The 26,846-nt window shown below is 45.6% G+C and carries 20 protein-coding genes; 13 read left to right on the top strand and 7 right to left on the bottom strand.

The window, feature by feature from the left end:
- Window positions 1-156 precede the first annotated feature (156 nt).
- From ACFPIK_RS09930 to ACFPIK_RS09905, 6 genes are all read right to left on the bottom strand, one after another.
- Window positions 157-1,365, bottom strand: a complete 1,209-nt coding sequence (locus tag ACFPIK_RS09930) for a hypothetical protein (RefSeq protein WP_377914757.1) — start codon at window positions 1,363-1,365, stop codon at window positions 157-159.
- Window positions 1,366-1,571: 206 nt separating this feature from the next.
- Complete coding sequence (locus ACFPIK_RS09925; protein ID WP_377914754.1) at window positions 1,572-2,630, bottom strand: aldose 1-epimerase family protein; 1,059 nt, start codon at window positions 2,628-2,630, stop codon at window positions 1,572-1,574.
- 210 nt (window positions 2,631-2,840) lie between these two features.
- The gene (locus ACFPIK_RS09920; RefSeq protein ID WP_377914752.1) at window positions 2,841-3,620 is read right to left on the bottom strand and encodes a 3-keto-disaccharide hydrolase; all 780 of its coding nucleotides are present in this window, start codon (window positions 3,618-3,620) and stop codon (window positions 2,841-2,843) included.
- Complete coding sequence (locus tag ACFPIK_RS09915) at window positions 3,617-6,298, bottom strand: c-type cytochrome (RefSeq protein WP_377914750.1); 2,682 nt, start codon at window positions 6,296-6,298, stop codon at window positions 3,617-3,619. Before ACFPIK_RS09915 ends, ACFPIK_RS09920 begins: the two co-directional genes overlap by 4 nt.
- A 212-nt stretch (window positions 6,299-6,510) precedes the next feature.
- Window positions 6,511-8,022, bottom strand: coding sequence for a RagB/SusD family nutrient uptake outer membrane protein (locus ACFPIK_RS09910; RefSeq protein WP_377914748.1), 1,512 nt, complete (start codon window positions 8,020-8,022; stop codon window positions 6,511-6,513).
- A 29-nt stretch (window positions 8,023-8,051) separates the two neighbouring features.
- Window positions 8,052-11,150, bottom strand: coding sequence for a SusC/RagA family TonB-linked outer membrane protein (locus ACFPIK_RS09905; protein WP_377914746.1), 3,099 nt, complete (start codon window positions 11,148-11,150; stop codon window positions 8,052-8,054).
- Between the two features lie 348 nt (window positions 11,151-11,498).
- Between ACFPIK_RS09905 and ACFPIK_RS09900 the strand changes: the two genes are divergently transcribed.
- From ACFPIK_RS09900 to ACFPIK_RS09855, 10 genes are all read left to right on the top strand, one after another.
- Window positions 11,499-14,657: a PVC-type heme-binding CxxCH protein gene (locus ACFPIK_RS09900; protein ID WP_377914744.1), complete on the top strand. Its 3,159-nt coding sequence runs from the start codon at window positions 11,499-11,501 to the stop codon at window positions 14,655-14,657.
- Window positions 14,658-14,977: 320 nt separating this feature from the next.
- Window positions 14,978-16,090, top strand: a complete 1,113-nt coding sequence (locus tag ACFPIK_RS09895) for an FG-GAP repeat domain-containing protein (protein WP_377914742.1) — start codon at window positions 14,978-14,980, stop codon at window positions 16,088-16,090.
- A gap of 92 nt (window positions 16,091-16,182) precedes the next feature.
- Window positions 16,183-16,434 carry a DUF6364 family protein gene (locus ACFPIK_RS09890; RefSeq protein WP_377914740.1) on the top strand — a complete coding sequence of 84 codons (252 nt, stop codon included), beginning with the start codon at window positions 16,183-16,185 and terminating at the stop codon, window positions 16,432-16,434.
- The gene (locus ACFPIK_RS09885) at window positions 16,431-16,853 is read left to right on the top strand and encodes a type II toxin-antitoxin system VapC family toxin (protein WP_377914738.1); all 423 of its coding nucleotides are present in this window, start codon (window positions 16,431-16,433) and stop codon (window positions 16,851-16,853) included. The genes ACFPIK_RS09890 and ACFPIK_RS09885 overlap by 4 nt, the downstream gene beginning before the upstream one ends.
- 27 nt (window positions 16,854-16,880) lie before the next feature.
- Window positions 16,881-17,444 carry a DapH/DapD/GlmU-related protein gene (locus ACFPIK_RS09880; RefSeq protein ID WP_377914736.1) on the top strand — a complete coding sequence of 188 codons (564 nt, stop codon included), beginning with the start codon at window positions 16,881-16,883 and terminating at the stop codon, window positions 17,442-17,444.
- Window positions 17,445-17,614: 170 nt separating this feature from the next.
- Complete coding sequence (locus tag ACFPIK_RS09875; protein WP_377914734.1) at window positions 17,615-18,178, top strand: DUF2975 domain-containing protein; 564 nt, start codon at window positions 17,615-17,617, stop codon at window positions 18,176-18,178.
- A gap of 11 nt (window positions 18,179-18,189) precedes the next feature.
- Window positions 18,190-18,726 carry a DUF2975 domain-containing protein gene (locus ACFPIK_RS09870; RefSeq protein WP_377914733.1) on the top strand — a complete coding sequence of 179 codons (537 nt, stop codon included), beginning with the start codon at window positions 18,190-18,192 and terminating at the stop codon, window positions 18,724-18,726.
- 3 nt (window positions 18,727-18,729) lie between these two features.
- The gene (locus ACFPIK_RS09865; protein ID WP_377914731.1) at window positions 18,730-18,945 is read left to right on the top strand and encodes a helix-turn-helix domain-containing protein; all 216 of its coding nucleotides are present in this window, start codon (window positions 18,730-18,732) and stop codon (window positions 18,943-18,945) included.
- A 132-nt stretch (window positions 18,946-19,077) separates the two neighbouring features.
- Complete coding sequence (locus ACFPIK_RS09860) at window positions 19,078-19,698, top strand: YdeI/OmpD-associated family protein (RefSeq protein WP_377914729.1); 621 nt, start codon at window positions 19,078-19,080, stop codon at window positions 19,696-19,698.
- Window positions 19,699-19,966: 268 nt separating this feature from the next.
- Entirely contained in the window at window positions 19,967-20,782 is an 816-nt protein-coding gene (locus tag ACFPIK_RS09855; RefSeq protein ID WP_377914727.1) for a PAS domain S-box protein, read from the top strand.
- 354 nt (window positions 20,783-21,136) lie between these two features.
- Here ACFPIK_RS09855 and ACFPIK_RS09850 read toward each other — a convergent pair whose 3' ends face one another.
- Window positions 21,137-22,654 carry a DUF1593 domain-containing protein gene (locus tag ACFPIK_RS09850; protein WP_377914725.1) on the bottom strand — a complete coding sequence of 506 codons (1,518 nt, stop codon included), beginning with the start codon at window positions 22,652-22,654 and terminating at the stop codon, window positions 21,137-21,139.
- Window positions 22,655-22,941: 287 nt separating this feature from the next.
- Between ACFPIK_RS09850 and ACFPIK_RS09845 the strand changes: the two genes are divergently transcribed.
- The 3 genes from ACFPIK_RS09845 to ACFPIK_RS09835 all read left to right on the top strand — a co-directional run bounded on the left by ACFPIK_RS09845 (window position 22,942) and on the right by ACFPIK_RS09835 (window position 26,810).
- Window positions 22,942-24,351 carry a Gfo/Idh/MocA family protein gene (locus ACFPIK_RS09845; RefSeq protein WP_377914723.1) on the top strand — a complete coding sequence of 470 codons (1,410 nt, stop codon included), beginning with the start codon at window positions 22,942-22,944 and terminating at the stop codon, window positions 24,349-24,351.
- Between the two features lie 264 nt (window positions 24,352-24,615).
- Window positions 24,616-25,968, top strand: coding sequence for a dihydroorotase (locus tag ACFPIK_RS09840; protein ID WP_377914721.1), 1,353 nt, complete (start codon window positions 24,616-24,618; stop codon window positions 25,966-25,968).
- Window positions 25,950-26,810: a DUF6671 family protein gene (locus ACFPIK_RS09835; protein ID WP_377914719.1), complete on the top strand. Its 861-nt coding sequence runs from the start codon at window positions 25,950-25,952 to the stop codon at window positions 26,808-26,810. The genes ACFPIK_RS09840 and ACFPIK_RS09835 overlap by 19 nt, the downstream gene beginning before the upstream one ends.
- Window positions 26,811-26,846 lie beyond the last annotated feature (36 nt).

Raw genomic sequence — 26,846 nt, 5'->3', positions numbered from 1 at the left:
AATAGTTGAGTTAAAATTTGTCCGATGTCCGTTGTCGGATGACCGATGAAAATATGCTGAAAGACAGGAGACCGAAGACGGAAGACCGAAGTGTACCAGCATCAACCATCTTTTCCGAATCTTAGGTCTAGCGTCTTATGTCTTATGTCTTTCTTCTCAGCCAACCACCAAATCCGGATTTCTTGGACCAAAGTGCTTCAGCATCACGATGGGATCAGTTTTGGACAGGTTGGTAATTTTCACACCGGCTTTAGCTGCATCCTCTGATACGAAGTATTCGTCATGGGTCAGCTGACCAAAACGAATCAAAGCAGGAGTCTCGATATCCCACACACCCATTTTGCCATAGCCCTGCATCATGATCATGCCGTAAGCAGCCGCATCTTTGATGACCACAGTTTGCCCCGGAAACACAGTCAATTCTTTAGCACTGTAGTCATGGGACCGGTAGCAAATCCAGTTTTCATGATAGCCCGCTGCATTCATCTCTGCGACAGCATGCACCGGTTTTGGTTCCATGTAGTGGTTATCCATCAGATTTGGGTTCACATTCAAATCCCAATCGATCATCTCCACTAGCAATTCATAATCACCCCAACGGTTTTTTGGAGTGGCATTCCAGAGCAATTCTTCAGGAATAATCGCCTCATTCACCAGTGACTGATACATCGCGAAAATGTCAGAGGCTTTCTGAGGTTCGTAGGTACAAAGCGATCCTGGAGCATGAAGCATTCCCGGAGGCACATCCCAACCGGTACCCGGCTGAAGGCGGAATGCTTGAGAGTAGTTGGTGATTTTGTTATCGCCTTTGGTGAAGTTTTTCAAACAATCCAAGATCGTCTCTTTACTGGTACCCGGAGCTATTCCAAAGAAGGTATAAGGAAAATCTCCTCCATGGTTGTTGACTTGAGGAGGGAAATAGTAGGCTTCAGGCTTTCCGTTTTGATTAGTCAGCTTACCAAACTCATCGGAAGGGTGAATGTGGTGAGGAAGTGGCCCCATGTTGTCAAAAAATTTGGAATACATCGGCCAAGATTTGTATTGATCCCAAAGTCTGCTGCCGATAATAGCAGCGCCTAACTCATCGATGGCATCCTTAAGAAGGAAAAGCTCAGTCTTCCCACCTTCCTCGTAAGCGATATGACTCAGTCCTTCATTTTTGGAGGTCAACGGGCCATTTTCTGCCGGAGTCGTAGATGAAAACCAACGCTCGTCGATTCCTCCACGCATACCTCCAAAGGAATAGTAATCATCGGGATGTAGCTTGATTCTTCTACCCGGTACGCAGAATGAGCGAGGAACCCAAGTAGGAGTCAATCTTAAAATGCCTTCGCCCTGCTCCAGGGCCTTTTTTGCTAAACTCATCGTATTGGTTATTAGGTTATTGAGTTATATTTTTTGTTCAGTGTTCGTTATTCAGCGTTCGACATTCGATGTTCTGAAAGTTCAAGGTTCGAAGTTCTTGGTTCAAGGTTTCCATTCAAGGAAAAGGTCGTAAATCGTAAATCGTAAATCGTAAATCGTAAATCGTAAATCGTAAATCGTAAATCGTAAATCGTAAATCGTAATTCTTAAATCGTAAATCCCCTCGCTTTTTCACCTGTCAGCACTTCCAAAAGCAGATCATAAGTTCTGCTTTCTCCGGGTTCCAAAAGAATCAAGGTTCCGTTTTCCCTGGCTGCTGCCTGACCGATTGGCGGATGAGAAGCTGGCTCCAAAGCGGTTACATACTCATTCTTCCCCCAATGCTGCCAGTTGATCAACCAAGGCATTTGAGTTTTAGAAAAGGTGATTTTCAACGCTAGGCCTAGCTGATCATTAGCATAGCCGCAGATCACTTGATCATTGCTATCTGCCTTTGGATCGATAAAAGCCACATCTTCTCCAAACCCGGCATGCTCATCCATGGGTGGAGCACAGCGGGTAAATTCGTGCTCTCGATTGAATGCTGTATTGTTGGCATCGGTGGCCTTGGCCTTCTTTTCACCTTGCCAAATAATCCGTGTACCCTCATCAATCAATGGCCATCCACAGTTGATATGATACAAAATCATGTGAGGTGCAGGCGCATTTCCACGATTGGTCACGGTGTCTTTGATTCGGATTTCAGGCGAACCGATGGTACCTGAAATGGATCGATGCATTTCCAGACTTGGTCCAAAGGTGGTAGTCTCTCTTACCTTGGCAACGATCTCAAAGCTTAAATCTTCGGTGAAAATATCCGGTTGCTTGATCGAAATGAGTTCAGCCGGAGTATTGGAATAATTACCGTGAAGACCTCTGGAACCGCCTGCATCTGTATTGGGAGGGCCTGCATTGGAAAGCCCACAGGTGGTCAAAAGACCTCCCCCAAAAGTCCTAAGCCAATCAATTCCTTGATTCGAAAATGGCTGCGGAGTAGTCAACCCGGCATGAGAAATCCAAGCCAAGCTGTTTTCATTGTAGAAGGCATCCAAGATATCCATCCCTCTGTCCAACACCAGTTTGTAGCGTAGGCCGGTTCCGGTATTGATCCAAGCGAACCTAACTCCCCGACCGGGTCCATTATCCACAATAGAGGTTTCAATGCCTCCCAGTTGATGGGAATTGGAGAGTTTGTGCTTCCAGTTTGCGGGATTTCCGAGGGTCATTTTGGGTAGTGTAATGAAAAGGTAACCTATAAAAAAGCCTTTCTGAGACTGTCCTGCCCTATAAGGGTGTCTGGAAAAAGCTTGGCTTTAAGATAGCCAAAAGAGGAAACAGAATTCTGCCTTTGATAAAAAAGAGAACAAAAAATCCTTTAAAAACAAAAGGCGCTAAAATTAATCTAGCGCCTTTTTGACTTTATTAACCAATTAACACTATAACTTTTTCAACTGGATATTTTTGAACATTACTTTCATCGGTGGCCCAACGTGCACTTGGAATCCCATCAAGCCTTTCAGCATGCGGTTTTTGGCATCGTCATCCGTGACTTCACTCATCAAGGTACCGTTGACATAATGCTTCATTACATTGCCTTTGGCCACGATATGGATGGTATTCCAGTCTCCTTTTTTGATCAGGTTGCCTAATTCGGCACGGTCACCCAATTCAGAAACCAGATTTAAGCCTTTCCAAGCATTGCGCTCCACAAAACCGCGGGTCTCCTTGATGGAATCGGGTTGAGAAGTAATGCGGGTTTGCTGACCTCTGTAGGCCAAGGTAGTACGCTTACGCTCTTCATAGTTTTGGCCGGTGTACCGATTGCCTCCATCGATGTCTGCTTGATATCCACGAAGCGCATAGGGAACTTCGGTAAACCGATCACTGCGATATTGCACTCCCGAATTTCCAGTTTCAGAAATCCAGTAGTCCAATTTGAGCTCAAAATCTCCGAGTTCTCCACCTTTCCAGATGATAAAGGTGTTGTTTTTCAGGACAGTCTCCGGAGTGATTTCTCCTACGATGGCTCCATCTTTTACGGACCAATACACAGGATCATATTCCCAGCCTTCCAGACTTTTTCCATTGAAAATAGGCTTAAAGTCTGCCTGAAGCTCCTCCTTTTCTGCCGGAGTCTGGCAAGTCAAGTTGACCCAAGCTACCGTGGCCAGGGTGGCCACGGCTAAAAGGGTTTTATTTGAAATTAAGGAAATCATTTCTGTGCAGTAGGTTGCTTATACACCGGATGATCTGCATTACCGCCTGAGATCAGGTAGGCCATCAGGTCTTTTAGTTCCTCTTCATTCAGACGGTTAATCAGACCACCCATCATGATGGAAACCTCTGCATTTTTCTTCAACACTACCGTGTTTTTCGCTACCGTCTTGATGTCATTTGGAGCAAATGGATTCTGAGAGATGTAATAGTTTTGAGCATCCTCATCATTCAGTTTACCCACGATAGAACCACCGGCCTTAAGCTCCAATACCGTTGCATGGTACTGATCAGAGATGGTTTCACTTGGGTTGATCGTCGCTACCAAGATATCTTTTGGAGAGAATCGGGTTCCTAATTGGCTCAAATCTGGGCCAATCGCTCCCCCTTCACCTTGCATGGTGTGGCAAGACTGGCAAAGGACTGCGGAATACATGGCTTTACCTTTGACCAGGTCGCGGCCTACCAGATTAGCAACCAACGGTTCTGCTTCTTCCACGGTCCAGCGACGTCCAGGGCCTTCAGGCTGCACACCGGTGTTGGCGATATCATTTCCGCTGGCAGTAAGTAATTTTCCACCGGACATTTCATCGTACTTCTCAAAGTCAGCCTTATCCACAGATGCAAGGGCCATCTTTCTGGCTCGATCGAGGAAGCCCACATAGCTTCGGCCACCTTTGTAAGCTGTCAAGGCATGATTGATCCACTTGAAGTATTCTTCCCGCTGAGCCGGAGTCCAGCCCTTGTCTGCACCTCCTAAAACGGTAGCGTAGAATGTCGCCTGAGCAGGTGGCACATTAGCCAGCATGTTGGCAATGTCTAACCCGTACTGCGGGTTTCGGAAAATCAAATCCGAAGAGGAAGTAAAGGTCTTCTGATAGTCCGGATCATCTTTAGCATTCTTAAGCAATGCCAATGTTTTTTCTACGGCTGTTGGCGCATCCAAATGAGCCATCAAAATAGAAAGTGAGCGATCCAACAAGTTGTCATTAGCTGGGAAATTAGGATCCAAATAGGCGATGAGCTGCTGCTTTACTGACTCGGCACCTTTGTCATAGCGGTAAAGAATCACCTCTATGGTACGAAGGATGTCTTGTTTTTCTTTGGAAGAAAGTGCCTTATAATCCACCTGCATCAAGCTGGTAAGCATCGCAGCGGCATCTGCATCGGTGGCATGGTGAGCCAAAGCCAAGATTGCATGGATCTTTTTGGCAGGATCTGTCTCGGCAATAGCTTTGGCTTTCCAGGAATCAACTGGCTGATGTTCCAACACAATACGAGCTGCATATTGCACATAGCGGTCTGCATGTCCTAGCTGAGCCCAAGCTTTTTCCAATCCCTCTGCAGGAGCACCAGCTTTGTGATATTGCTCCAATTCTCTTCTAAGCTTAGCTTCTTGAGGCAGGTCAGCCTCGGTCAATGGCACATATTCATCGAGCTCACCTTTATAAGTCACTCGATACAGATCTGATTCCAATCGTCTACCTCCAGTGGCAAAATAAAACGCTCCGTCAGGACCGATGATCCCGTCTGTCAGCGGAAGTGGAGAACCTGAAATAAACTCCTCAGCTGTGGCATCATAGGTTGCCCCGTTTGGAGTCAGGTGAATCGCATAGATGATCCCGAAGCTCCAGTCAAAAGCATAAAGTGCCTTTTTGTATTTGCTTGGGAAGTTGGCTTTAAATCCAAACATTGCATTGGTAGGAGAACCCTGACCGATGTTAAGTACTGCGGGTAGGTTATCCGGATAGTTGGGAGACCATTTGGAGTTGCCTGTTCTCCATCCAAATTCCGATCCGCTCGTTGCATGATTGATACGGGTAGGTCGATACCAAGGCATCCCAAAATCCCATTCCATATCGGCGTCATAGGCGAAGATATCCCCTACCTCATTGTAGTCAAAGTCAAAGGCATTTCTGAAACCAGCTGAGATCAATTCCCAATCAGTGCCTTCTGGATTGATTCGAGCAATCCATCCTCCTGGAGCCATTCGATCATTGGCATGCCCTCTAGGATCTTTGATCAAAGGGAAAAGATTATCCTCTTGCCACACGCGAGGCAAACGATAGGAGTTCATCTCTGGCACATCCACGTGATTGCCTGCAATTAGATAAATCCCTTTTCCATCAGGGGTAACTTTCATGGAGTGAGGACCATGTTCACCTTGTTGACCTTTCAACTCACGGATCTGAGTAATGGTCTCAAACTGATCATCACCGTCCAAATCCTGAATTCGATACAGGCCTGTTGGTTGGCTGAATTTTTCATTGGGATTATGGTTTACCATCACATAGAGTGAATTGAAGGCATAGAGTAAGCCTTGAGCATAGCCCATTCCGACCAAGGAGTCTGGCGCATTACCTACGATCAATTTTTCGACTTTCGGTTTAACCGTGGAATCAGAGCCAATTGGAGGCAATTCCAAACGGTATAAAAACCCATATTGATCGGAGGTGATCATTCGGCCCTTGTCGTCAAAGGTCATGGCAACCCATGATCCTTGATCATTTTCTCCCGGACTGTAGAGCAATTCAGCCACAAAGCCATCAGGTAGTTTTAGCTTGTCAATTTTTGGATTTCCGGTAAGCTGCCGGACTTCTTCTTTTTTTGCGCAAGCCAAAAAAACAGAGGCAATGACAGCAAAGAAGAATAGGTGTTTTACAGTGCTTTTGAGGAACATATTATTTTGGATTTAAAGCTCTTATTAAAATTCTATTTTAAGAGAATTCAATATGAGAAGTTCTTTTAGGGAAAGAAAGCCACTCATGAAGGCTATTTACTTTTTGTCAAGAATTTAACTGTCCTGCCATTTCAGGTTTGATAAAAAAATAACCCAACATCTTCGCTTATCTAAAAAAGGAGATGTCGGGCTATTTCATTTAGAAAACCAACTTAGAAATAAGGACTGATCTCAGATTCTGCAGCCGGTAAGGCGTAGAATTTGGTAATGTTTGTGAAGGCATTGCTTCGGAAAGTCGCTCCCTTAGGATAGTAGTACAGCTGGGGATTGGCTTTAGCTCTTGCAGCGAAAGCCCCAATGATTTCCTGTACTCGATCGGTTCGGGTGATGTCATGCCATCTCTTATTTTCGAAAGCCAATTCCACTCTTCTTTCTTTGAAAATCGCTTCTCTCATGGTAGCCTGGGTGCTTGCAGTAGTAGCAGCAAGACCTGCGCGGCTTCTTACCTGATTTAGGAATGTAGCAGCTTCGGATGTTTTCCCTTGTTCATTGAGTGCCTCTGCCAAAAACAAAAGCACCTCCGCATAACGGTAGATCGGAAAATTCATTCCGTGGTTACCGTGCTGGGCATGCTTTTTAGCGAATTTCTTGATGTATGGGAAGATTTTAGGAGCATCTACGAGTGAGGTAGATAAGGTAATAAACCCGATAGAGGCATCCTTTCTCAAGTCACCCTCCTCATAAGCCGCGATGATATCCGGTGTCGGTACGTTATTGCCTTCACCGTCCAGTGGCTGTGGATTCGATGTACCCGTAATGGTCACCAATTCGGCAGGAGTCATTGGTCTTGGCATGAAATTGTACAAGAATGAACCCGCCATACCTGCTGCACCTTCCAAGAACTGCACTTCAAACAATGATTCTGCATTGTTTTTATTGGACGTATTGTCGGAAAACACATTGGCGTAGTTTGGAATCAAGGAATAATGTCCACTGGAGACAATTTCCTTGAGCAAGGTCTCTGCCTGAGCCCAGTTTTTACGAGTAATATAAACATTAGCCAAAAGCATTCTTGCCGCTCCGGAAGTCACTCTTCCCAGCTCCTGCTGAGGTCTAGCAGGAAGAAGTGTAATAGCTTCTTGTGCATCCTTGATGATTTGAGTATACAGTTGCTCTTCTGAGGCCAATTCTTTTGCGGCTTCAGATCGGTTGGTCACCGGAGTGAGATGAAGTGGCGCTTTTTGGAAATAACGCACCAATTCGAAATACGAATAAGCTCTCAAGAACAGCGCCTGACCTTTGATATTGTTTTTGCTAGTCGCATCAAAGGTTACAGGATCAATAGACGAAAGAATTTGATTTGTCCTGGAAATGGTCAAATAATTCAGTCTGTATTGATTGAGAACGTGCGTGTTGGACGTGATCCCCTGTGCATCCGGTATCGCATGGTCAGAGATGTCTTCTTGCTGTTCGGTAGCACCAAAGAGGATATTTCGTGCATAAATGGTGTTATCCGAACGCATTTCAGACACCAGCCATGCCCGATCATTGACTACGTTTCTCATCGGTGCATAAGCTGCATTCACTGCCTGCTTAAAGTCATTTTCTGTTTTAAAGAAAGTCGCGGAACTAAGCTGGGTCTCAGGTACAATCGAGAGGAAATCCTCACAGCTGCTGAGCGTCAAGCCGCCTATCAACGCGAATAATATGCTTGTCTTTTTCATAATTTCTCGGTTTTAGATTTTTCGCTCAATTAAAAGTTGATGTTTGCACCAATGGTGAATGTTCTTGGGATTGGATAACCCAAGAAGTCGATACCTTGGCTCAGGTTACCACCGTCGCCTTGACCATTACCCTGCATACTGGATTCAGGGTTGGAACCTCCCCAATAAGGAGTCCACGTGTACACATTTTGAATTGAGGCATAGAATCTGGCGCTTTTCACAAACTTGGTCAGCTTGCCAGCGTCGTATCCGATCGTGATGTTTTTGATCGTAAAGAATGAGGCATCGTAAATAAAGTTGGTATTCATCCAGTCACGTTCGATACCGGTCACGTTTCCACCACCTACTGTGGTACCAAAAATTCCCTCACCTGGATTTTCCGGAGATCTGAATCGGTCTTTAGCTCTTCTGACCATGTTAAAGACACCGTCCAAGTTTGCTGTAGAATAAAGGTGTCTCATCAAGAGTTCATTACCATAAGAACCAGATCCTACAATACTCATATCCCACTTGCCATACTGGAAGTTATTGACGATACCGTAAGTGAAATCCGGGAAAGGGTTACCGATGATAGTTCGATCGTCATTATTACCTCCGTTGGTAATGATGCCGTCTCCATTGATATCCTTAAGCTTGATACTACCTACAGTAGATCTACCCGGTACCTTTGGATTGTTGGCTAGGTCTTCAGCATTCATATAGTTACCGAGCTTTACCAAGCCGTAGAATTGTCCAAAAGGCTTCCCAACCTGAGTAATGTGGAATGAACCATACACTCGGTCGATTCCGTCTGCCAATGCAATTACTTTATTCCTGTTGAAGGAAATATTGGCACTGGTAGTCCATTTGAATCTACCATCTGTATTTCGGGTGTTGATCGAAAATTCATGACCCCAAAATTTGATTTCTCCGATATTGTCATTGAAACTTCCGAAGCCTGATTCTTGAGGAATCTGAACGCTGTAGAGGAGGTTAGTTGTGTTTTTCTGATAGTAATCGTACACAAACTGGATTCGATCATCAAACAATCCTAAGTCAATTCCCATGTCGAATTGTTTGGTAGTCTCCCATCCCAGGTTGGCATTGGCCAAAGAGGTCAATCCAGCACCTGGAACCACATTGTTATTGAATACGTGGTTGATGGTATTATTTACCAGCGCATATTGGGTGTAGTTACCGATGTTGTTGTTACCGGTCACCCCAAAACTACCTCTCAACTTTAGGAAGGAGATTTTTTCATTGGTTTTCAAAAACTCTTCATCAGACATTACCCAACCTGCAGACACAGATGGGAAAATACCCCAACGGTTATTTGCGCCGAATCTTGAAGATCCATCACCTCTGATAGCCGCTGTCAAAAGGTATTTTCCTTTATAGTTGTAGTTCAATCTTGAAAGCAAGGAGGTCAAAGACCATTCGTTAATGCCAGTTGTGGATGAGTTTCGGTCTATATTGATGGCTCCTTGGATGGTAGGAATACGGTCATCCGCATAGGTATTGGCATTGATCGTAGTCCGTTCGTTTCGATAATATTGATTGGTGTAACCCAACAAGACATCAAATCCATGATCTCCATAGGTCTTTGCATAAGTCACCAAATTCTCATTCAACCAGCTCAGGTCGTCATTGGTCTCTCTCGTATAGCGGGCCACGGTAGGAATTGGCGCGTTGAGTGAGTTGGTCGCAGTAGAAGGGTTGAAGAAGGTAAAATTTGAATTTCTGATCTCTGCGTTGAACGTAGACTTGATGGTCAGCCCTTTGATCGGCTTATATTCCGCAAAAGCATTGGAAAGCAAGTTCGTGGTTTTAGTTACGTTAGTGATTTCCTTTGCAGCTCTTACCCAGTTGGCATAGGCCCAGATATTTCCTGTATTTGACGGGAATCTATTGAAATAGGTCAAATCTCCATTTTGATCATAGATATCCATAATTGGCCATGTGTGGATGGCATTAAAAAGCAAACCTTGGCTTCGGTCTCCATCTGTACGTGGAGAAAAGTCATACACATAGGTTGGAGCCACATTAATTCCCACTCGGAGATTATCGAGGATTTTATAATCCGTATTGAGTCGCATGGAGTACCTCTGATAGTCTGTGTTGATTACCACACCTTTTTGATCAAATACCCCAGCCACTAACGAAGTATTGCTGCGGTCAGTATTTGAAGTCACAGTCAAGTTGTAATTCGACATAGGCGCTACCTGCAAAAGGGCATCAAACCAGTCGTTGTTTTTGTCTCTGTATTGAGCTGGATTTTGAAAAATATCAGGAACAGGCTGCTTGGCATCCTCAAAAAACTCTTTCTTAAACTGGGCAAACTCCTCTGCATTCATCATTTCCAACCTGTTGTAAGTTGGCACGTGCTGCAACCCGGTGTATACATTTAAGGCCACATTGGTTTGATTTGCTTTTCCTTTGGTAGTCGTGATCAAAACCACACCATTAGCCGCTCTCGATCCATAAAGTGACGTAGAAGCTGCATCCTTAAGCACGGTGATATCCTCGATTTCGTCAGGGTTGATATTGGCAATGTTACCGGTGATAGGGAATCCGTCCACTACGTACAGCGGTTCGCTACCTGCAGAAACAGACAACTGTCCACGAATTCTTACTGACATTCCTGTACCAGGTCGTCCGGTAGTCTGGTTGATTTGCACCCCTGCCAATCGACCTTGCAGCTTATTGGTGATCTGAGCCACAGGCATATCCCTAAGGTCATTTCCAGCTACGGTCTGTACAGCTCCGGTCACTTCTCGTTTGAGCTGGCTACCGTAACCTACAACCACAACCTCAGAAAGGTCTGAGGTAGAATAAGCTAAATTGATGTTGAGATTAGTCTGACCTGCTACTACGGCAATCTCCCTGGTAGTAAAACCAACAAAGCTGATCACTAAAACATCACCGGGAGAAGCATCTATGGAAAACACCCCGTCGATATCGGTAACCGTACCTTTTTGAGTGCCTTTAATAGAAACCAAAGCGCCGGGAATAGGCTCTTTGTCTGGATCAGAAGTCACAACCCCTCGTACGGATTGCGTCTGACCAATACTCGCTATGCTAAAGCAAAGCATTAACAATAAAAATCCGAAAAGCCGGACTTTTATCTTAGATAGATAGTGGTTATTCATATTGGTGGGTTTAAAGTAATTTGTAATAATTCCGATTAAATATCCTAATCCAACTGACCCATCCCATCCTGTTGAATCCTGCATAAAATTCAGAAAATCAGTAGCTAACAAGCAGGATAGAGCAGGATACCGCCACCCAAATCATTTAATCAAATTGAAGTTTTAAAAAAAAATACCACTGAGATAAAAGTCTATAAAATACAGGATGCAACAGGATACTGAACAACTTATTTATACATAATAAGATTGAAAAATTATTTAGTCAAAAATATATAAGACACTATACAAAAACCATTGAATATTGAATTCATTCTGATTATACTTAAGCATTATTGTCAATAAGCATTTATGAAAAAATTGATTTCAGCTCAATCCTATTTATTCATTTTTATTCTTTTAGGCGCTCTGATAGCAAGCTGCACCCCAGAAAAAACCTTAGAACTCCGAAAAGGATCCAAAATTACCCTCGTGGGAAATAACCTTGGCTCCAGGATGATGGAGTATGGACTTTTTGAAACTGAGATGCACATGAGGTATCCAGACAGTACACTTTTCATCCGTAATCTCTGTGATCCGGGAGACACACCCGGATTCAGACCTAGGTCGGCATCCAATGACCCTTGGGCTTTCCCGGGAGCCGAAGAGTTTCAGGATGAATATGGGACTCATTCGGATTCTCAGGGATTTCTCGAAAAACCCGATCAGTGGCTGACCCGACTTCAGGCGGATATCGTCATCGGCTTTTTCGGCTTCAATGAATCTTTTCAAGGACCTGAAAAACTCCAAAACTTCAAAGATGAACTTGAAGCATGGATCATTCATTCCAAATCCCAAAAATACAACGGCAAGTCAGCACCCCAACTTGCCTTGGTCTCTCCTATTTCCTTCGAAGATCTGAGTGAGATCAAAGACGTGCCCAATGGCAAAAAAGAAAATGAAAACCTCTCCTTATACACCAACGCCATGGCGGATGCAGCCAAAAAGCATGACATCGTATTTGTCAATGCTTTTGAGCCCAGCAAGGATTGGTACGAGGAAAGCGAAGAGCCGCTAACGATTGATGGTTCGCAACTCAATGAAGCTGGGTATGCCAAGCTGGCCGAACTTTTAGCAGATAAGCTTTTTGGAAAAGAATCTAGAAAGGCAGAACCCAACCGTGACCTGATCCATCAAGCAGTGATGGAGAAAAACTGGTTTTGGCACAATGACTATAAAATTCCCAATGGAGTTCACGTCTATGGCCGTCGATATGATCCTTTTGGACCAGACAATTACCCTTTCGAAATTGAGAAAATCCGTCAAATGACGGCAATCCGAGATACGGCCATTTGGGAAGCTAATCTTGGAAAAGTCAAAGATCTCGCTGCCGCTGATGCTAAAACGAGGTCATTGCCCGAAGTGAAAACCAACTATAATCCGGAAGCGAATGGAAGCTTGGAGTATAAATATGGAGAAGATGCCCTGAAAACCATCAAAGTACCTGAAGGCTACAAAGTGGAGCTTTTTGCCTCAGAAAAGGAGTTTCCAGACCTGGCCAATCCCGTACAAATGTCCTTTGACAACAAAGGCCGTCTTTGGGTAGCCACCATGCCTAGCTATCCGCATTACAAGCCGGGCGACTCGCGTCCAGCGGATAAGCTGATCATCCTGGAAGACACCAACAACGACGGAAAAGCGGACAAGCAAACCACCTTTGCAGACAACCTTCATATTCCGGTTGGTTTTGAAATCGCTCCCGAAGGAGTTTATGTGTCCCAGGGTACCAACTTGATTCTATTGATCGATGAGAATAAAGACGACAAAGCCGATAGAAAAGAAATTCTCCTGAGTGGATTTGATGATCATGACACACACCATGCGATTTCGGCATTTACCACAGATGAAAGCGGTGCGATCTACATGGCTGAAGGGGTGTTTTTGCATACCAACGTAGAAACTTCCTACGGCCCTGTTCGCGCGACAAATGGGGGCTTTTACCGCTATGAGCCCAAGCGTCACAAGCTGGAGCGTGTCAACCAAGTCAGCATCCCTAACCCTTGGGGCATTGCCTTTGACGAGTGGGGACAAAACTTCTACGCCGAAACCTCCGGCCCTAATGTCAACTGGATGCTTCCAGGATCTACCCTTCCTCGTTATGGAAACGGGAACTTCAAAGGACCCAACCTGATCGAAAAAGATCACATGGTGAGACCGACCTCCGGATTGGAATTTATCTCCAGCCGCCACTTCCCTGAAGACATACAAGGAGATCTGATCATCAACAATACCATCGGCTTCTTGGGCACCAAGCAACATCAGATGTTTGATGATACGGTAGGATTTACGACCAAGTGGAGACAGGATTTGGTGGTGTCTTCGGACCGAAATTTCCGCCCGGTGGATATGGAGATTGCTCCTGACGGCTCGCTATACATCGTAGACTGGCACAACATCCTGATCGGACACATGCAGCACAATGCCCGCGATCCACTCAGAGACCATGTCCATGGACGAATCTACCGAGTAACCTATCCTTCCAGACCTTTGGTCACTCCTGCCAAAATTGATGGAGCAAGCATCTCCGAATTGCTGGAAAATCTAAAACTACCCGAATACCGGTCCAGATATCGCTCTCGTCGTGAATTGAGAGGAAGGGATGCCGCAGAGGTGACTGCAGCAGTAGAAAAATGGGTGGCCGGATTGGATAAAAATGACCCACAGTATGAGCATCACCGACTCGAAGCGCTTTGGGTGACCTGGGGAGCCAATAAAGTCAATCAATCGTTGCTTAAAGAACTGTTGAAATCTGCTGACCATCGTGTAAGAGCAGCTGCCACCCGGGTAGTGCGGTACACCGGACACCAGATAAAAGATCAGTCAGAACTCCTCATGGCTTCTGCCAAAGATCCTCATGGTCGAGTTCGCATGGAAGCCATAGCAGCAGCCTCCTGGCTGCCTAGAGAAATCGGAACACCGATTTTGGCTGAGGCAGAAAAACAACCCAAAGACAATACCTGGATTCCTCGTACCCTCGAAACAGCCGTTGCGCACCTGAATGGGCTTTCTGTCCAGCAGAAAAAAGAGGAGGACATCAAGTCCTCGCTGACAGGTTCGGATCGGGAGCTATTTGTCCTCGGAAAAGAAATCTACGCCAGAGAAGGCTTCTGCGGCACCTGCCATCAGATGGATGGAGGAGGCTTGACCGCCTCACAGTTCCCTCCACTAAGAGGTACCCCTTGGGTGACCGGCAGTCCGGAGCGATTGATAAAAATCGTCCTCAAAGGCATCATGGGCCCTATCGAAGTAGCCGGTCGAGAATATCCTGGACAGGTACCGATGACTCCTTACGAAGGCATGCTCAATGACACGGAAATTGCTGCGGTTTTGACGTATGTCCGTAACTCCTTTGGCAATAAAGCCACTCCGATTTCACCTGATTTAGTGAAAAAGGTAAGAGACGAGGTGAAAGACAAGGAAGGTTTCTGGAGTCCTACAGAGCTGTTGAAGATGCATCCGATGGAGAAATAGAAAGTCGGATTTGGGATGTCGGATTGGGTTCGATATTCGGAGTTCCTTATTCGTTATTGAGAAATTTCGCCCCCGGTAGTGTCACCACTAACGGAACCAAAAAAGGGAGTGGTGACACTCCCTCAGTCGAGCGTGATTTCAGACTTCGGATTTATTCGAAATTCGATATTCGGCGTTCGTTATTCGTTATTCGTCTTTATTGAGTTATTGGTGGCATGATTTTTTTGGATCGTTCCACCAATACTTGTTTTAGGGGACTCATTATAAATTCAGGTTTGAGGCTCCTATTTCTGTCGTAATTCAAAAATCGTAAATCGTAAATGAAAGCTTCACTTTGTTTTCTAGCCCTAGCACTTCCTTTTCTTTCCTTTTCTCAATCCAAAACCCTCCGCTTCGAAAAGCAGCTAATCGCCTTTGAAAGCTATGAGTCAGTGGGTATCATGGATGTGGACAAAGATGGACACCTGGACTTGGTGTCGGGAAGCTATTGGTACAAAGGCCCCAAATTCCTCGATCGGCAATTGATCGGCCAAGTGAAGCGATATGGAGAGTACTACGAAGACTTTTCGACCATCCCGATGGATGTGAATGGGGACGGAAATATGGATTTCATCACCGGGGGCTGGTTTGAAGGAAAACTGATCTGGAAAGAAAATCCCGGCAAAAACGGGGAGTGGAAAGAGCACCTCATTGCCGAAACCGGAAACATTGAAACCGTCCGTGCTTGGGATTTGGACGGAGATGGAACCTTGGAAATTGTACCCAATACCCCAAGAAAACCCTTGGCTTTTTACAAATGGGTTGGCCCAAACCAGTTTGAAAAATACGAGGTCTTCGAAACCCAAGGCCATGGACTCGGCTTCGGCGATATCAACGGGGATGGCTGGGGAGATTTAGTCAGCAGCTACGGTTGGTATGAGGCCCCTGCCGACCTGAGGTATGGGGAGTGGACCTTTCACCCCACTTTTGAACTCGGCGATGTCAGTGTGCCGATTATCGTGACCGACCTGACCGGAGACGGACTGAATGATCTGATTTTGGGAAATGGACACAACTACGGGCTTTTCTGGATGGAACAAAAACGGGATGCAGAAGGGAAAATCACTTTTGCCAAGCACGACATCGACCCCTACCACGCCCAATACCATGTGATGGAATGGATCGATCTGGATAGCGACGGCAAAAACGAACTGATCACAGGCAAGCGCTACCGAGCCCACAATGGCAAAGATCCGGGAGAATTGGATGAAATCGGCCTTTATTATTTCAAGTGGGACGGTAAGACCTTTGTCAAAAATGTGATCAGCTATGGTCCTTTCGGAGAAGGTAAGGGAACTGGACTTTACTTTTCCACAGGGGACTTAAATCGTGATGGAAAAATCGACATCGCAGTGGCAGGCAAGGATGGGTTGGCTGTGTTTTTTCAGAAATGAGCCTTACCTAAATTACTTAACAGAAAATCGACCTGAAAAGAACTTGATGTACGTCCAAAATATTTATATTTACACGTGCAATTTATTGAATAATGGATACCAAGCTCACACTTAAACTAGATAAAGGCATCATCGAAAAGGCAAAAGCCTATGCATCGGATCAGCAGGTGAGTCTGTCCAAATTGGTTGAAAACTATTTGAATTCACTTACCTCAACTACACCCAAGAAGGATGATATTACCATTTCACCATTTGTAAAGAACCTGACAAGCGGAACCACCATTCCTGCTGATTACGATTACAAGAAGGATTACCAAGATTATTTGGAGGAAAAATACCGATGAGGAAAATCTTTTTGGACACCAATGTCATCTTGGATCTTTTAGCTGAAAGACACCCCTTCTATGACCCCATTGCTAAAATTGTGACACTTGCTGATCGGAAAGAACTGTTTTTGGTCACTTCTCCACTATCTTTCACTACAGCGGAGTATGTCTTATCCAAATTTGAATCAAAGACGTCTGCCTTACTAAAGCTTCAGAAATTTTCAATTCTCTGTCAGGTAGCAGATGCAAACCAAGAAACGATAGATAAAAGTCTAATATCCGGTTTCAAAGATTTTGAAGATGCTGTTCAGTATTTCTCCGCACTTCAGGCAAACTGTGATTTATTTTTAACTAGAAACCAAAAAGATTTCAAGCAATCTGCATTGCCAATACTGACTCCTGAGGAATTTTTGTCCACCTATCGGAAATCCGGTTAAATCTCGGATTTCAAAAAACTAAACCAAATGACCCTCACCGAAACCTACGCCCGATTCCAATTAGGAGAAGTTATCCCTCCTACCGATCCAGCATTTGCGGTAGTCATGCCGATTGTCAGTGAAACCTTACAGTTGATCGGGAAACTCAATTCCAGCGGAGATATCGCCGAAGCACGGGAAATTCTCAGTCAGATTTTCGGTCAGGAGCTAGATGAAACTACCACCGTTTTTCCACCATTCACGACCAATTTTGGGCGATTTACCACAATCGGAAAAAATGTCTTCATCAACCATGGCTGTTCCTTTCTGGACCTAGGCGGAATCACCATCGAGGATAATGTGCTCATCGGTCCCCAAGTCAAACTCGTCACCGAAAATCATCCCCTAGATCCTGCCACTCGAAAAGGCCTGATCACCAAACCGATTTTGATCAAGCAAAATGCCTGGATCGGTGCAGGTGCAACAATTCTTCCCGGCGTAACCGTGGGTGAAAATTCTGTAGTTGCCGCCGGATCGGTAGTTTCCAAAGACGTGCCTGACCATACCGTGGTGGGAGGAATTCCAGCCAAATTCCTTAAGAAAGTGGATTGAAACACAGAAAGTCGCCGCGAAGCGCAGATAAGGGTAAAATGCCAAAAGCAGAAGAAAATGGTTTCTTCTGCTTTTTTTATTTCCAAAATCGAAATGAATTTATTTCAACAATTATTTATTGTTTTTCAATAAATTTTTACTGAGTTTTGAAAAGTCAAATCCATACCTCTATGAACTCAATCAAAACACAATGGAAAGAAAAGTGGGTCAATCAGCCTTCTTTAATGCTAATTACAGTAGTCATCTGGTCCATCTTTATCGGGCTGTGCATTCAGGCAGGAGCACTGCTGTTTACGGCAGTTTACAGCTTTTTCAATCCTGTTGTAGCTGAAAATCTTTACGAAGGTCTCAACCTTTCCGCTTTGCGTAAACAAAATCTCTGGTATTATGGAGGAGTACTTTCCATCGTCCTATTTATCGCAGGTCAGAAAGCCTATCTTTTTTTCCTAATGATCCGAGTTTTTCTGAAAATCAACCTCGTCAATCCCTTCAGCAGGGAAATTTCCAACCTCATCTCGAGGATCAGCTATGTAGCCTTTCAGATCGGTGTGGCGATCATTTTGGCCTCGGGAGTATTCAAGGGAATGGGAAAAAGAGGCTACGATCTGGACGGCGTGCCTCAGCTGGTCGGCAATGGCTTTGAGTTCTTACTGATGGCAGCCCTGTTGATTGCCATCGGAATGGTCTTCAAGCGAGGCGTGGAGATTCAGGATGAAAATGAATTGACTGTTTAATCTCCCAACTCATGAGAAAAACTACAAATACCCTTCTTTGGGTCATAGATGTGATTTCCACACTGATATTCTGCGCAATGTGCGCCACTTCAGCCTATTTACTCATCTTGTTTTTTTATCATCTATTCGATTCTGAAGGAGCAAAAATCTGGATGTCCGGAAATGATCTGTCTCAGCTTTTTAGCTTGAGTAAAGCTCATTTTGTGATTTTATACAGCTTCACTTTAGCCATTAGCGTATTGAAAGCATTTGTATTTTATTTCACCACCAAAATTTTCAGCACACTCAATCTTGTCAAGCCTTTCAGCCCTGAAATCGCAACGCTGATTTCACGGATTAGCTATATGATCCTGGCCGTTGGGATACTTGGTATCATCGCATTTCGCTATTCGGAAATAGTAGAAACAAAGGGAATGGCTCTCAGTGAACTTCAAACTTGGTGGGATGACAAGTATGCCTACTTACTGATGGGCTCGATCATTTTTGTGATCGCTCAAGTTTTCAAAAAAGGGCTGGAAATCCAATCCGAAAACGACCTTACCGTCTAAGCCATGGCAATCATTGTAAATCTAGATGTGATGATGGCCAAGCGGAAAATGTCACTCAATGAGCTTTCCGAAAAAGTAGACATCACGCTCTCCAATCTGTCTATTCTCAAAACAGGCAAGGCAAAAGCCATCCGATTCAGCACACTGGAGTCCATTTGCAAGGCGCTAGACTGTCAGCCGGGGGATATTCTGGAGTTTAGAGATGATGACGGCACCTAGTTTCTTTTGTGTTCGGCGTTCAACATTCGGCGTTCGATATTCAATATTTTTAAATTCGAACATCGAATACCGAATATTGAATGATGAACAAACCAAACCCTGAACATCGAACCTTTTAACCCTTAACCTCTGATGAACCCCCAAGTCGACCTCTTCCTCCTCGAAGGCTGCATGCGATGCCCCAAAGGAGCCACTCCAGCCTGCAAAGTCCACCGATGGACACCTATCCTGGAGCAACTCAGGCAATTTCTCCTCGAAACCGAACTGACCGAAGAACGGAAATGGGGAATGCCGACGTATACCTTGAATGGTAAAAATGTAATCATGCTGGGAGTTTTCAATGATTCCTGTGTCATCAGCTTTCTCAAAGGAATCCTAATTGAGGATTCGGATTCATGGTTGGAATTTCCGGGAGCCAATTCCCAACAGGCCAAAGTGATGCGTCTTACTCAACTTCATCAAGTGGTCGATCGGTCTTTTGCTATCAAAAACTACATCCAACAAGCCATTGACTTTGAGAAAAAAGGAACCAAAGTAGAAGCACCAAGGCAGACTGGAATGGAAATACCGGATGAACTCACCGAAAAATTCAAAGAGCATAAGGGTCTGGAACAGGCATTTTTTGCCCTTACTCCGGGTAGACAGCGCGGCTACCTGATTCACTTCACCGGCGCTAAACAATCCGCCACCAAACTCAGCCGGATCGAGAAATTCGTCCCGAAAATCTTGGATGGAAAAGGGATGTTGGATTAACAGTCGGTCAATTTTCCGCTTTCTGAAATTCGACTTTTCAAACGCATCGTTTCAAGTCCTAATTCTCTTTTCTGATTACCCACTTTTCTATCATTAACCAAATAAAACAAGGTTTGAAATCCGAATAGAGGTGCTGTGGACTGTCGTCTGTGGTAAGTCGACGAATCTCCGCCGTCTTTAAAGCCAATGACCTACTGGGTGGTAAGATTGCGGATATTCATATTCTCTTTTCACTTGATAGGGAATTGGTTTTTGTTAACTTGATCAAATGAAAAAATTTTTCACGCTCAACAATCCCAGCTCCATCACCTTGGTGTACCTGACTTTTGGCTTAGGGTGGATTTTTCTCAGTGATCGGCTGATTGATATTTTATTCAGCAATGACATTCAGCAGCTGACTCGGTTTCAACTCTACAAAGGCTCATTTTATGTAGTCATTACAGCAGTGATTTTCTTTCTGATGATTCGAAGATTGTACGACACAGTCAATCAACGTAACCAGGAGCTGGAACTCCTCTTCTCCAATCCTGATCTGGGTTTGATTCGACTCGATGAGGCAGGAAGATTTTTGGAAGTAAGTGCAAACTTTGAAAAAATCACCGGATATCTATCGGAAGAATTGATAGGCAAACATCCTCTTTATTTTGTGCCCGATCACCTCAAAAACAACGTGGCGGTGCATTTGAGCCAAATACAAAGCGCCAAATCCGCCGATGGGTTCATGTTAAAGACTCCTTTTTTGGCGAAAAACGGCACCAAACTTTTTTTCAATCTGTATGGAATTCAAAATTTGACTGATGGGGAAAAAGAAAAATCCTACATCGCCGCTATTCAAAATATCAGCACCCAAGAGGTAGCCTTAACTAACTTGGAAGCTAAAAACCGCCAACTCACCGAACTGGCCTCAGACCAATCGCACTTGGTGCGTGCTCCTCTGGCGAGAATTCTCGCAATCACTGAAGTACTCAAAGAGGAATATCATTTAAGTGAAGAGGAACGAAATCACCTGATCGAAAAGATCAAACTCTCAGCCGAGGAGCTGGACATTCAGATTCGGAAAATCTCTGAAAAAATGAACTCCTAAATTTAAGTAAGAAGTTTTCAGTCTCAGTATTCAGTTCTGGAGCGACTGGTCACTGGTTATTCATAAAACTTCACTCACTAATAAAATCACAGCAAAGGAGCAGAGTACGCAAAGGGAATTTTGATAGGATCAAGTCAAGATCTCAAATGAAAAAACCTCCCATGCCCCTAGCCTACCGTAGGCAAGTCCGCTGTGAATAGCACTTTGGGACCTCCCAATTTTCCTTGGTGTACTTAGCGTTTAAAAAAATCACTGCGACTGCTTACTGACTACTTCTTCTCCGAGCTTTCCGCGCCCCTGCGGTGAATTTTTCTTTGTGTTCTCTTTTTTATTCTTAGTGAACTTGGCGGTTAATCACTTAACCTCCACCACAAACCGCACATACCTCGTCATCGGATGCACTCCGTTGTCCTTCACCTCAGCAATCACATGCAGCTGACCGATAGCCTTGGCATCAAAACTCACCTCCACTTGATTGCCTGAGGCAGTTAGCCCCGCTTCCCCGGTGTAGGTACCTACTTCCTTGTAAATCCAAAACTTCGTCTCTACCTGATCTCCATCCGGATCGCTGGTCTGAACCTCCAAGCTCAGTTTTTCTCCGGGTTTGGCAGAAAGTCGGGTAGCTCCCGCAGGCTTCACCACCGGAGGATGATTGGCATCGGCATAGTCCATCACACACCAGTCTGCCCGTGCGGCAAAGTCCTGCTGAATCGCCTCAATCCAGCGGATTTGGGGATAAGTCGCATCAAGGGTGTCGGTAAACGGATTGTAATCCAGCACAGCTTTCCCATCTTCCCAACGGTTGGGTTGCTCGGCAGACTGGACCAATCGACCTCCCCAACCACCCCATTGCGGCTGATTGAGATTATCCAAACCTACGTTGATCAGGTGCAGGTAAGCCGGTGAATCGCCTTCCGAGATAAAGTCATACACCCCAAAAGTCCCCCACTGCGCATGGATCAACTTGGTTGGGTCGCCATGGATATGCTCGTCATCTCCGGCCTGCACCTGCCCGTCGCCGTAGCTATAGTATTGCTTCAGCAATGGGCCGTGATTGTTGATGATTTCCTCACCCATAAACTTCCCTTCGAACAAGTACTGCTGGCTCTCCGGAACAGCACGCCTCCAAGCATAGGCAAAGCACCAAAACTGGCTCGAATTGTAATAAATCTTCAGGTCAGGCCAATTGGGCGCGATGTACTTCCGATAGGTAGCATCCTGATCGAGAATGGCATAAATGATCGCTTTGTCAATGACTTTTTGGTAGATGCTTTTCCAATCCTTCGTGCCTTTGTATTGGTCTTCGATAGACTTCAGGGCCCGTGCAATGGTATTCGTTCCACCCCAGACTTGCAGATAGATCGGCTCCCTGTTATCGTCCAGTAGCTTTGCCTTGATGTAGTCCGAACCCTCGGTATCCACTTCCATTTCCCCCTCGAAATCAATATTCCCAACCCGAACCACCGAGCGTAGATAGTCCGCCGTAGGAAAACCGGCCGCATGCTGACTCAGCTTGGGATAGACTGCTTCATAAGCATCCAAAAGCGGGTTCATCCACTCCACTCCCGGCCAACGCAGGTCTGTCTTGGCCCCGTACATGGTTTTGGTCATTTCCATCTCCGAGGTAAAAAGCGTCCCCTTTCCATCCCCCTTGTAATGCCACATCGAAGAAGAATAAATTAACCCCTCAATTTGAAATTCATTGGCATAAAGCAACATCCGGATAAAGGAATCCACATCATCAATCTCCCCGTCGGTGGTGACGATGGTACGGGGTTTCTTGACTTCAACTGTGACTTCCTCTATGGATTCGGTCTTGGGTTGACAAGAGAAAAAGGAAAAAAGCAAAGTGATTAGGAAAAGGTAGCGCATGGGTTAAGGGGTTTGAGAAAGGGAAAATAGGAAATGTGCGGGAGAAATGCGTGGCCTCCATCTAAAGCAAGAGGCAACCCAAAATCAGGGACTGAGCCCATTGAATAGGAATGTGGCTTTAGCCCATTCCCTTGCAAGCCCTATTCTCTTCCTATCGGGCTTTAGCCCAAAAAATCACCTATTAATTACCTCAATTTATTCCTCGGAGGGCCGAAATCGAAACCCGAATGGTGGTGCATGGATTAGTGAAATCCAATAAATTTAAACCGATCGAACCCTTACTAACCATGAACAACGATAAAGCACCCTTTTCCCGGAGAGATTTTGTGAAAGCCGCCGCCCTCAGCGGTGCAGGAATGATGATTGTACCCCGACATGTGATCGGCGGACCCGGATATACAGCGCCCAGCGATCAGGTCAATTTAGGAATCATCGGTGCAGGAGGAAAAGGCAAACAGAATGCTCAGGAGTTTTTGAAACTGGAGAATGTCAACATCAGCGCAGTCGCAGATCCTGCCTATTACTGGAATTTGGCGGATTTCTATTACCGCTCAGAAGCAGGAAGAGGACCTGTGGTGGACATGATCGAAACACAGCAAGCTGCAAAAGGCAATACCAAGCGGGTAGCTCAATACAGCGACTTCCGCAAAATGATGGAAAACGCCTCCGATCTCGACGGCATTGTCATCTCCACACCTGACCATACACACGCCTACCTTGCCCTGATGGCTTTGAAAATGGGCAAACATGTATTCTGCGAAAAACCCCTCACGCACAACATTTGGGAAGCACGAGAAGTGGCCAAAGTCACCAAGGAAACCGGCCTGATGACCCAAATGGGCAATATGGGACACTCCACGGATGGCATCCGAGAGACGGTAGAATACTTGCGGGCAGGCGTGATCGGGGAAGTCAACCAATGCCACGCTTGGGTACCAGCTGGCCGTTGGCTTCCGGGATTGAAAGGACTGCCTGAAGGTAAAACCAACATGCCCATCGGCTTTGATTGGGATCAATGGATTGGCCCGAGAGAAATGGTTCCTTTCCATGAGAATTACGTTCCGGTCACTTGGAGAGATTTCTGGGATTACGGTTGCGGGGCTTTGGGTGATTTTGGTTGCCACGACTTGGATGCCGTGACCTGGGCCTTTAATCTGAAGAGTCCCGATACCGTTCAGGTATTCCCTGCCGGCTATTCCGATAGCAAAATCGCTCCTTATGGGGAAGTAGGCTATTTCAATTTCTCTGCGAAAGGCGATCAAAAAGCCATGAAAATCAATTGGTATTCCGGTGGCTTAAAGCCAGACCTACATCCTGCTTTGCCGGCAGGTTATGCTTACCCAGCAAGAGCTTCCATGTTTGTAGGCAGCAAAGGAATCATCATCAATGACGGCAGCGGCCGCAAGCCTCAGGTATTCCCAGAGTCACTCAGAAACAACATCAAACCACCCAAGCAAACCATCGCCCGTTCTACCGGCCATTTTCAGGATTGGGTAAACGCCATCCGCAATAAGGAGCAATCTTCGGCGAATTTTGAATACGGTTCCAGATTAACGGAGATCACCTTACTGGGCGTGTTGTCCCTTCGATTAGGAGGAAAACTGATCCAGTGGGATTACGAAAACATGAAGGCGAAAGGCCTTCCAGAAGCAGACCAATACATCAAGGAACCGGTAAGAAAAGGTTGGGAGATGTAAAGATATTGGTGTATTAAAACGATTGAGCGGAATGATTCATTCCGCTTTTTTTATTTCTAAAGTCTCAAAAAAACATAGTATTGAGTTTTGACCTGTCAGGTTTTGAAAACCTGACAGGTGTTTTCCCCCATTCATAGCTGTCGGTGAATTTTACCAACCCATCTAAGTTTTATTCTAATTGCAATCAAAAACCCCGTTCATTTCCCAACCACTTTTGCACACGTAGGATTTCCAGCATTTCTTTGCAGTCAAATCTCCCCTGACATGTCCACTCCTACCCTTATCCAGCAAGTCACCTTGGTTAACGAAGGCCAAAGCCAAGTAACCGATGTACTCATCGTCGGCGAGCGAATCCACCAAATCGGTTCGATCCCAGCCCAAGACGGTTTTCGTGTGATTGATGGACGTGGAAAATTCCTCCTTCCTGGAGTTATTGATGGACAGGTGCACTTCCGCGAACCGGGACTCACGCACAAGGCGGACCTCCACAGCGAAAGCAAGGCTGCCGTGGCCGGTGGTGTCACTTCCTTTATCGACATGCCCAACACCCGTCCCAACACGCTGAACCTCGAGCTTTTGGCAGAAAAATATCAGATCGCTTCGCAAAAGTCCCTGGCCAATTATGGCTTTTTGCTGGGAATCAATGGGAAAAATCTGGACGAAGTCATGCAATGGGATACTTCCGGACTTTTGGCCATCACGGATGATGGGCTTTATTTTTCGGGAAAAGGAAACATCCTCGCCGACCGACCGGACATGCTGGAAAGGATCTTTTCGAGGTACAAAGGAGTGATTGCCATTCACTCGGAAAAGGAAGAAATCGTCGAAAAAAATGAGGAAATCTACCGTGAACAGTACGGCGAGGACGTTCCGGTGAAGTTTCACCCGCTGATTCGCAGCGAACAAGCTTGCTATGAGGCGACCGAACGGGCTATCGGCCTCGCTGAAAAACACGGAGCCAGACTCCATATCCTTCACCTCAGCACGGCCAAGGAAACGGCACTTTTCCGAAATGACATTCCACTTTCGGAGAAAAAAATAACTACCGAAGTATCCGTACACCACCTTTGGTTTACCGATCTGGATTATGAAAAAAAGGGCACGCTGATCAAATGGAATCCAGCAATCAAAACCCAAAAAGATGCTGACGGCCTCCTCGAGGCACTGCTGGATGATCGAATCGATCTGATCACTACCGACCATGCCCCGCACACCTTGGAGGAAAAGCTAAAGCCTTATTTCCAGTCCATGTCTGGTGCTCCGTTGGTTCAGCATTCCTTGGTCTGTTTGCTTGAATTTTTTCATCAGGGAAAAATCAGCCTGGAAAAAATCACAGAGAAAATGTGCCATAATCCTGCGATCCTCTACCGAATCAAGGAGCGAGGATTTGTTCGTGAAGGTTACTTTGCTGACTTGGTTTTGGTGGACCTCAACCAGCCTTGGACCGTGGGCAAAGAAAACATCCTGTACAAATGCGGATGGTCCCCACTGGAAGGCACGACCTTTCACAGTCAGGTCACGCACACTTGGGTCAACGGCAATCTGGTATTTGAGGAAGGAACTTTCCACGAAAACGCCAAAGGAAAAGCCCTGGAAGTATGGGACTTGAAAAACTAAACGAGCTCTTTGCAGGCCGAAAGCTCGTCATTGCCACCAAGCACGGGAAAGAATCCGTCCTGAAGCCGCTTTTTGATGAAGACCTTGGGGTGGAATGCGAGGTCACAACAAGCCTCGATACAGATCTATTGGGCACATTTTCGGGAGAAATCGAGCGAACCCTCGATCCAATCAGCACCGCAAGGCGAAAGTGCGAACTAGCCATGGACCTCACCGGTGCGGATTTGGCCTTAGCCAGTGAGGGTTCCTTTGGTGCGCATCCTTCCGCCTTTTTCCTCCCCGCCAATGAAGAGTGGCTGCTCTTTTTGGATCGAAAAAACCAGCTGGAAGTCCACGCCAGACATCTGAGTATGGAAACCAATTTTGCTGGGCAAGAATTCAGTGACTTGAATACCTTGGAGGACTTTGCTCAGCAAGCGCTTTTCCCCAGCCATGGGTTGATTTTGAGAAATCAGCAAAACTGCAACTTCGAAATCTACAAAGGCATTACGGATCAGTCCCTACTTTTAGAACTTGGGGAACAACTTTTGAAAAAGTATGGCAACGCCTACGTGGAGACAGACATGCGCGCCCATCTGAATCCTACCCGGATGAAAGTGATTAAGGAAACAGCCCAAAAGCTGTTGGAAAAAATCCGTTCCTGCTGCCCCTCCTGTTCCCTACCCGGCTTTGCAGTGGTCTCCGCCGAACCAGGCCTTCCTTGCAGTTGGTGCGGAACACCAACCCGATCCATTCTTTTTCAGACCAAAACTTGCACTCATTGCGGGCATACCGATCGAGTTCACTTTCCTCAAGGAAAAACCACAGAGGATCCTATGTATTGTGACCGCTGCAATCCATAAACATTCCTCACAGACACAACCTGATTTTTATCAGGG

The sequence above is a fragment of the Algoriphagus aquatilis genome, assembly GCF_042657405.1.
GTDB lineage: Bacteria > Bacteroidota > Bacteroidia > Cytophagales > Cyclobacteriaceae > Algoriphagus > Algoriphagus aquatilis.
The sequence above is the reverse complement of the archived record's forward strand: the minus strand, read 5'-3'. Positions and strand labels throughout refer to the sequence as shown.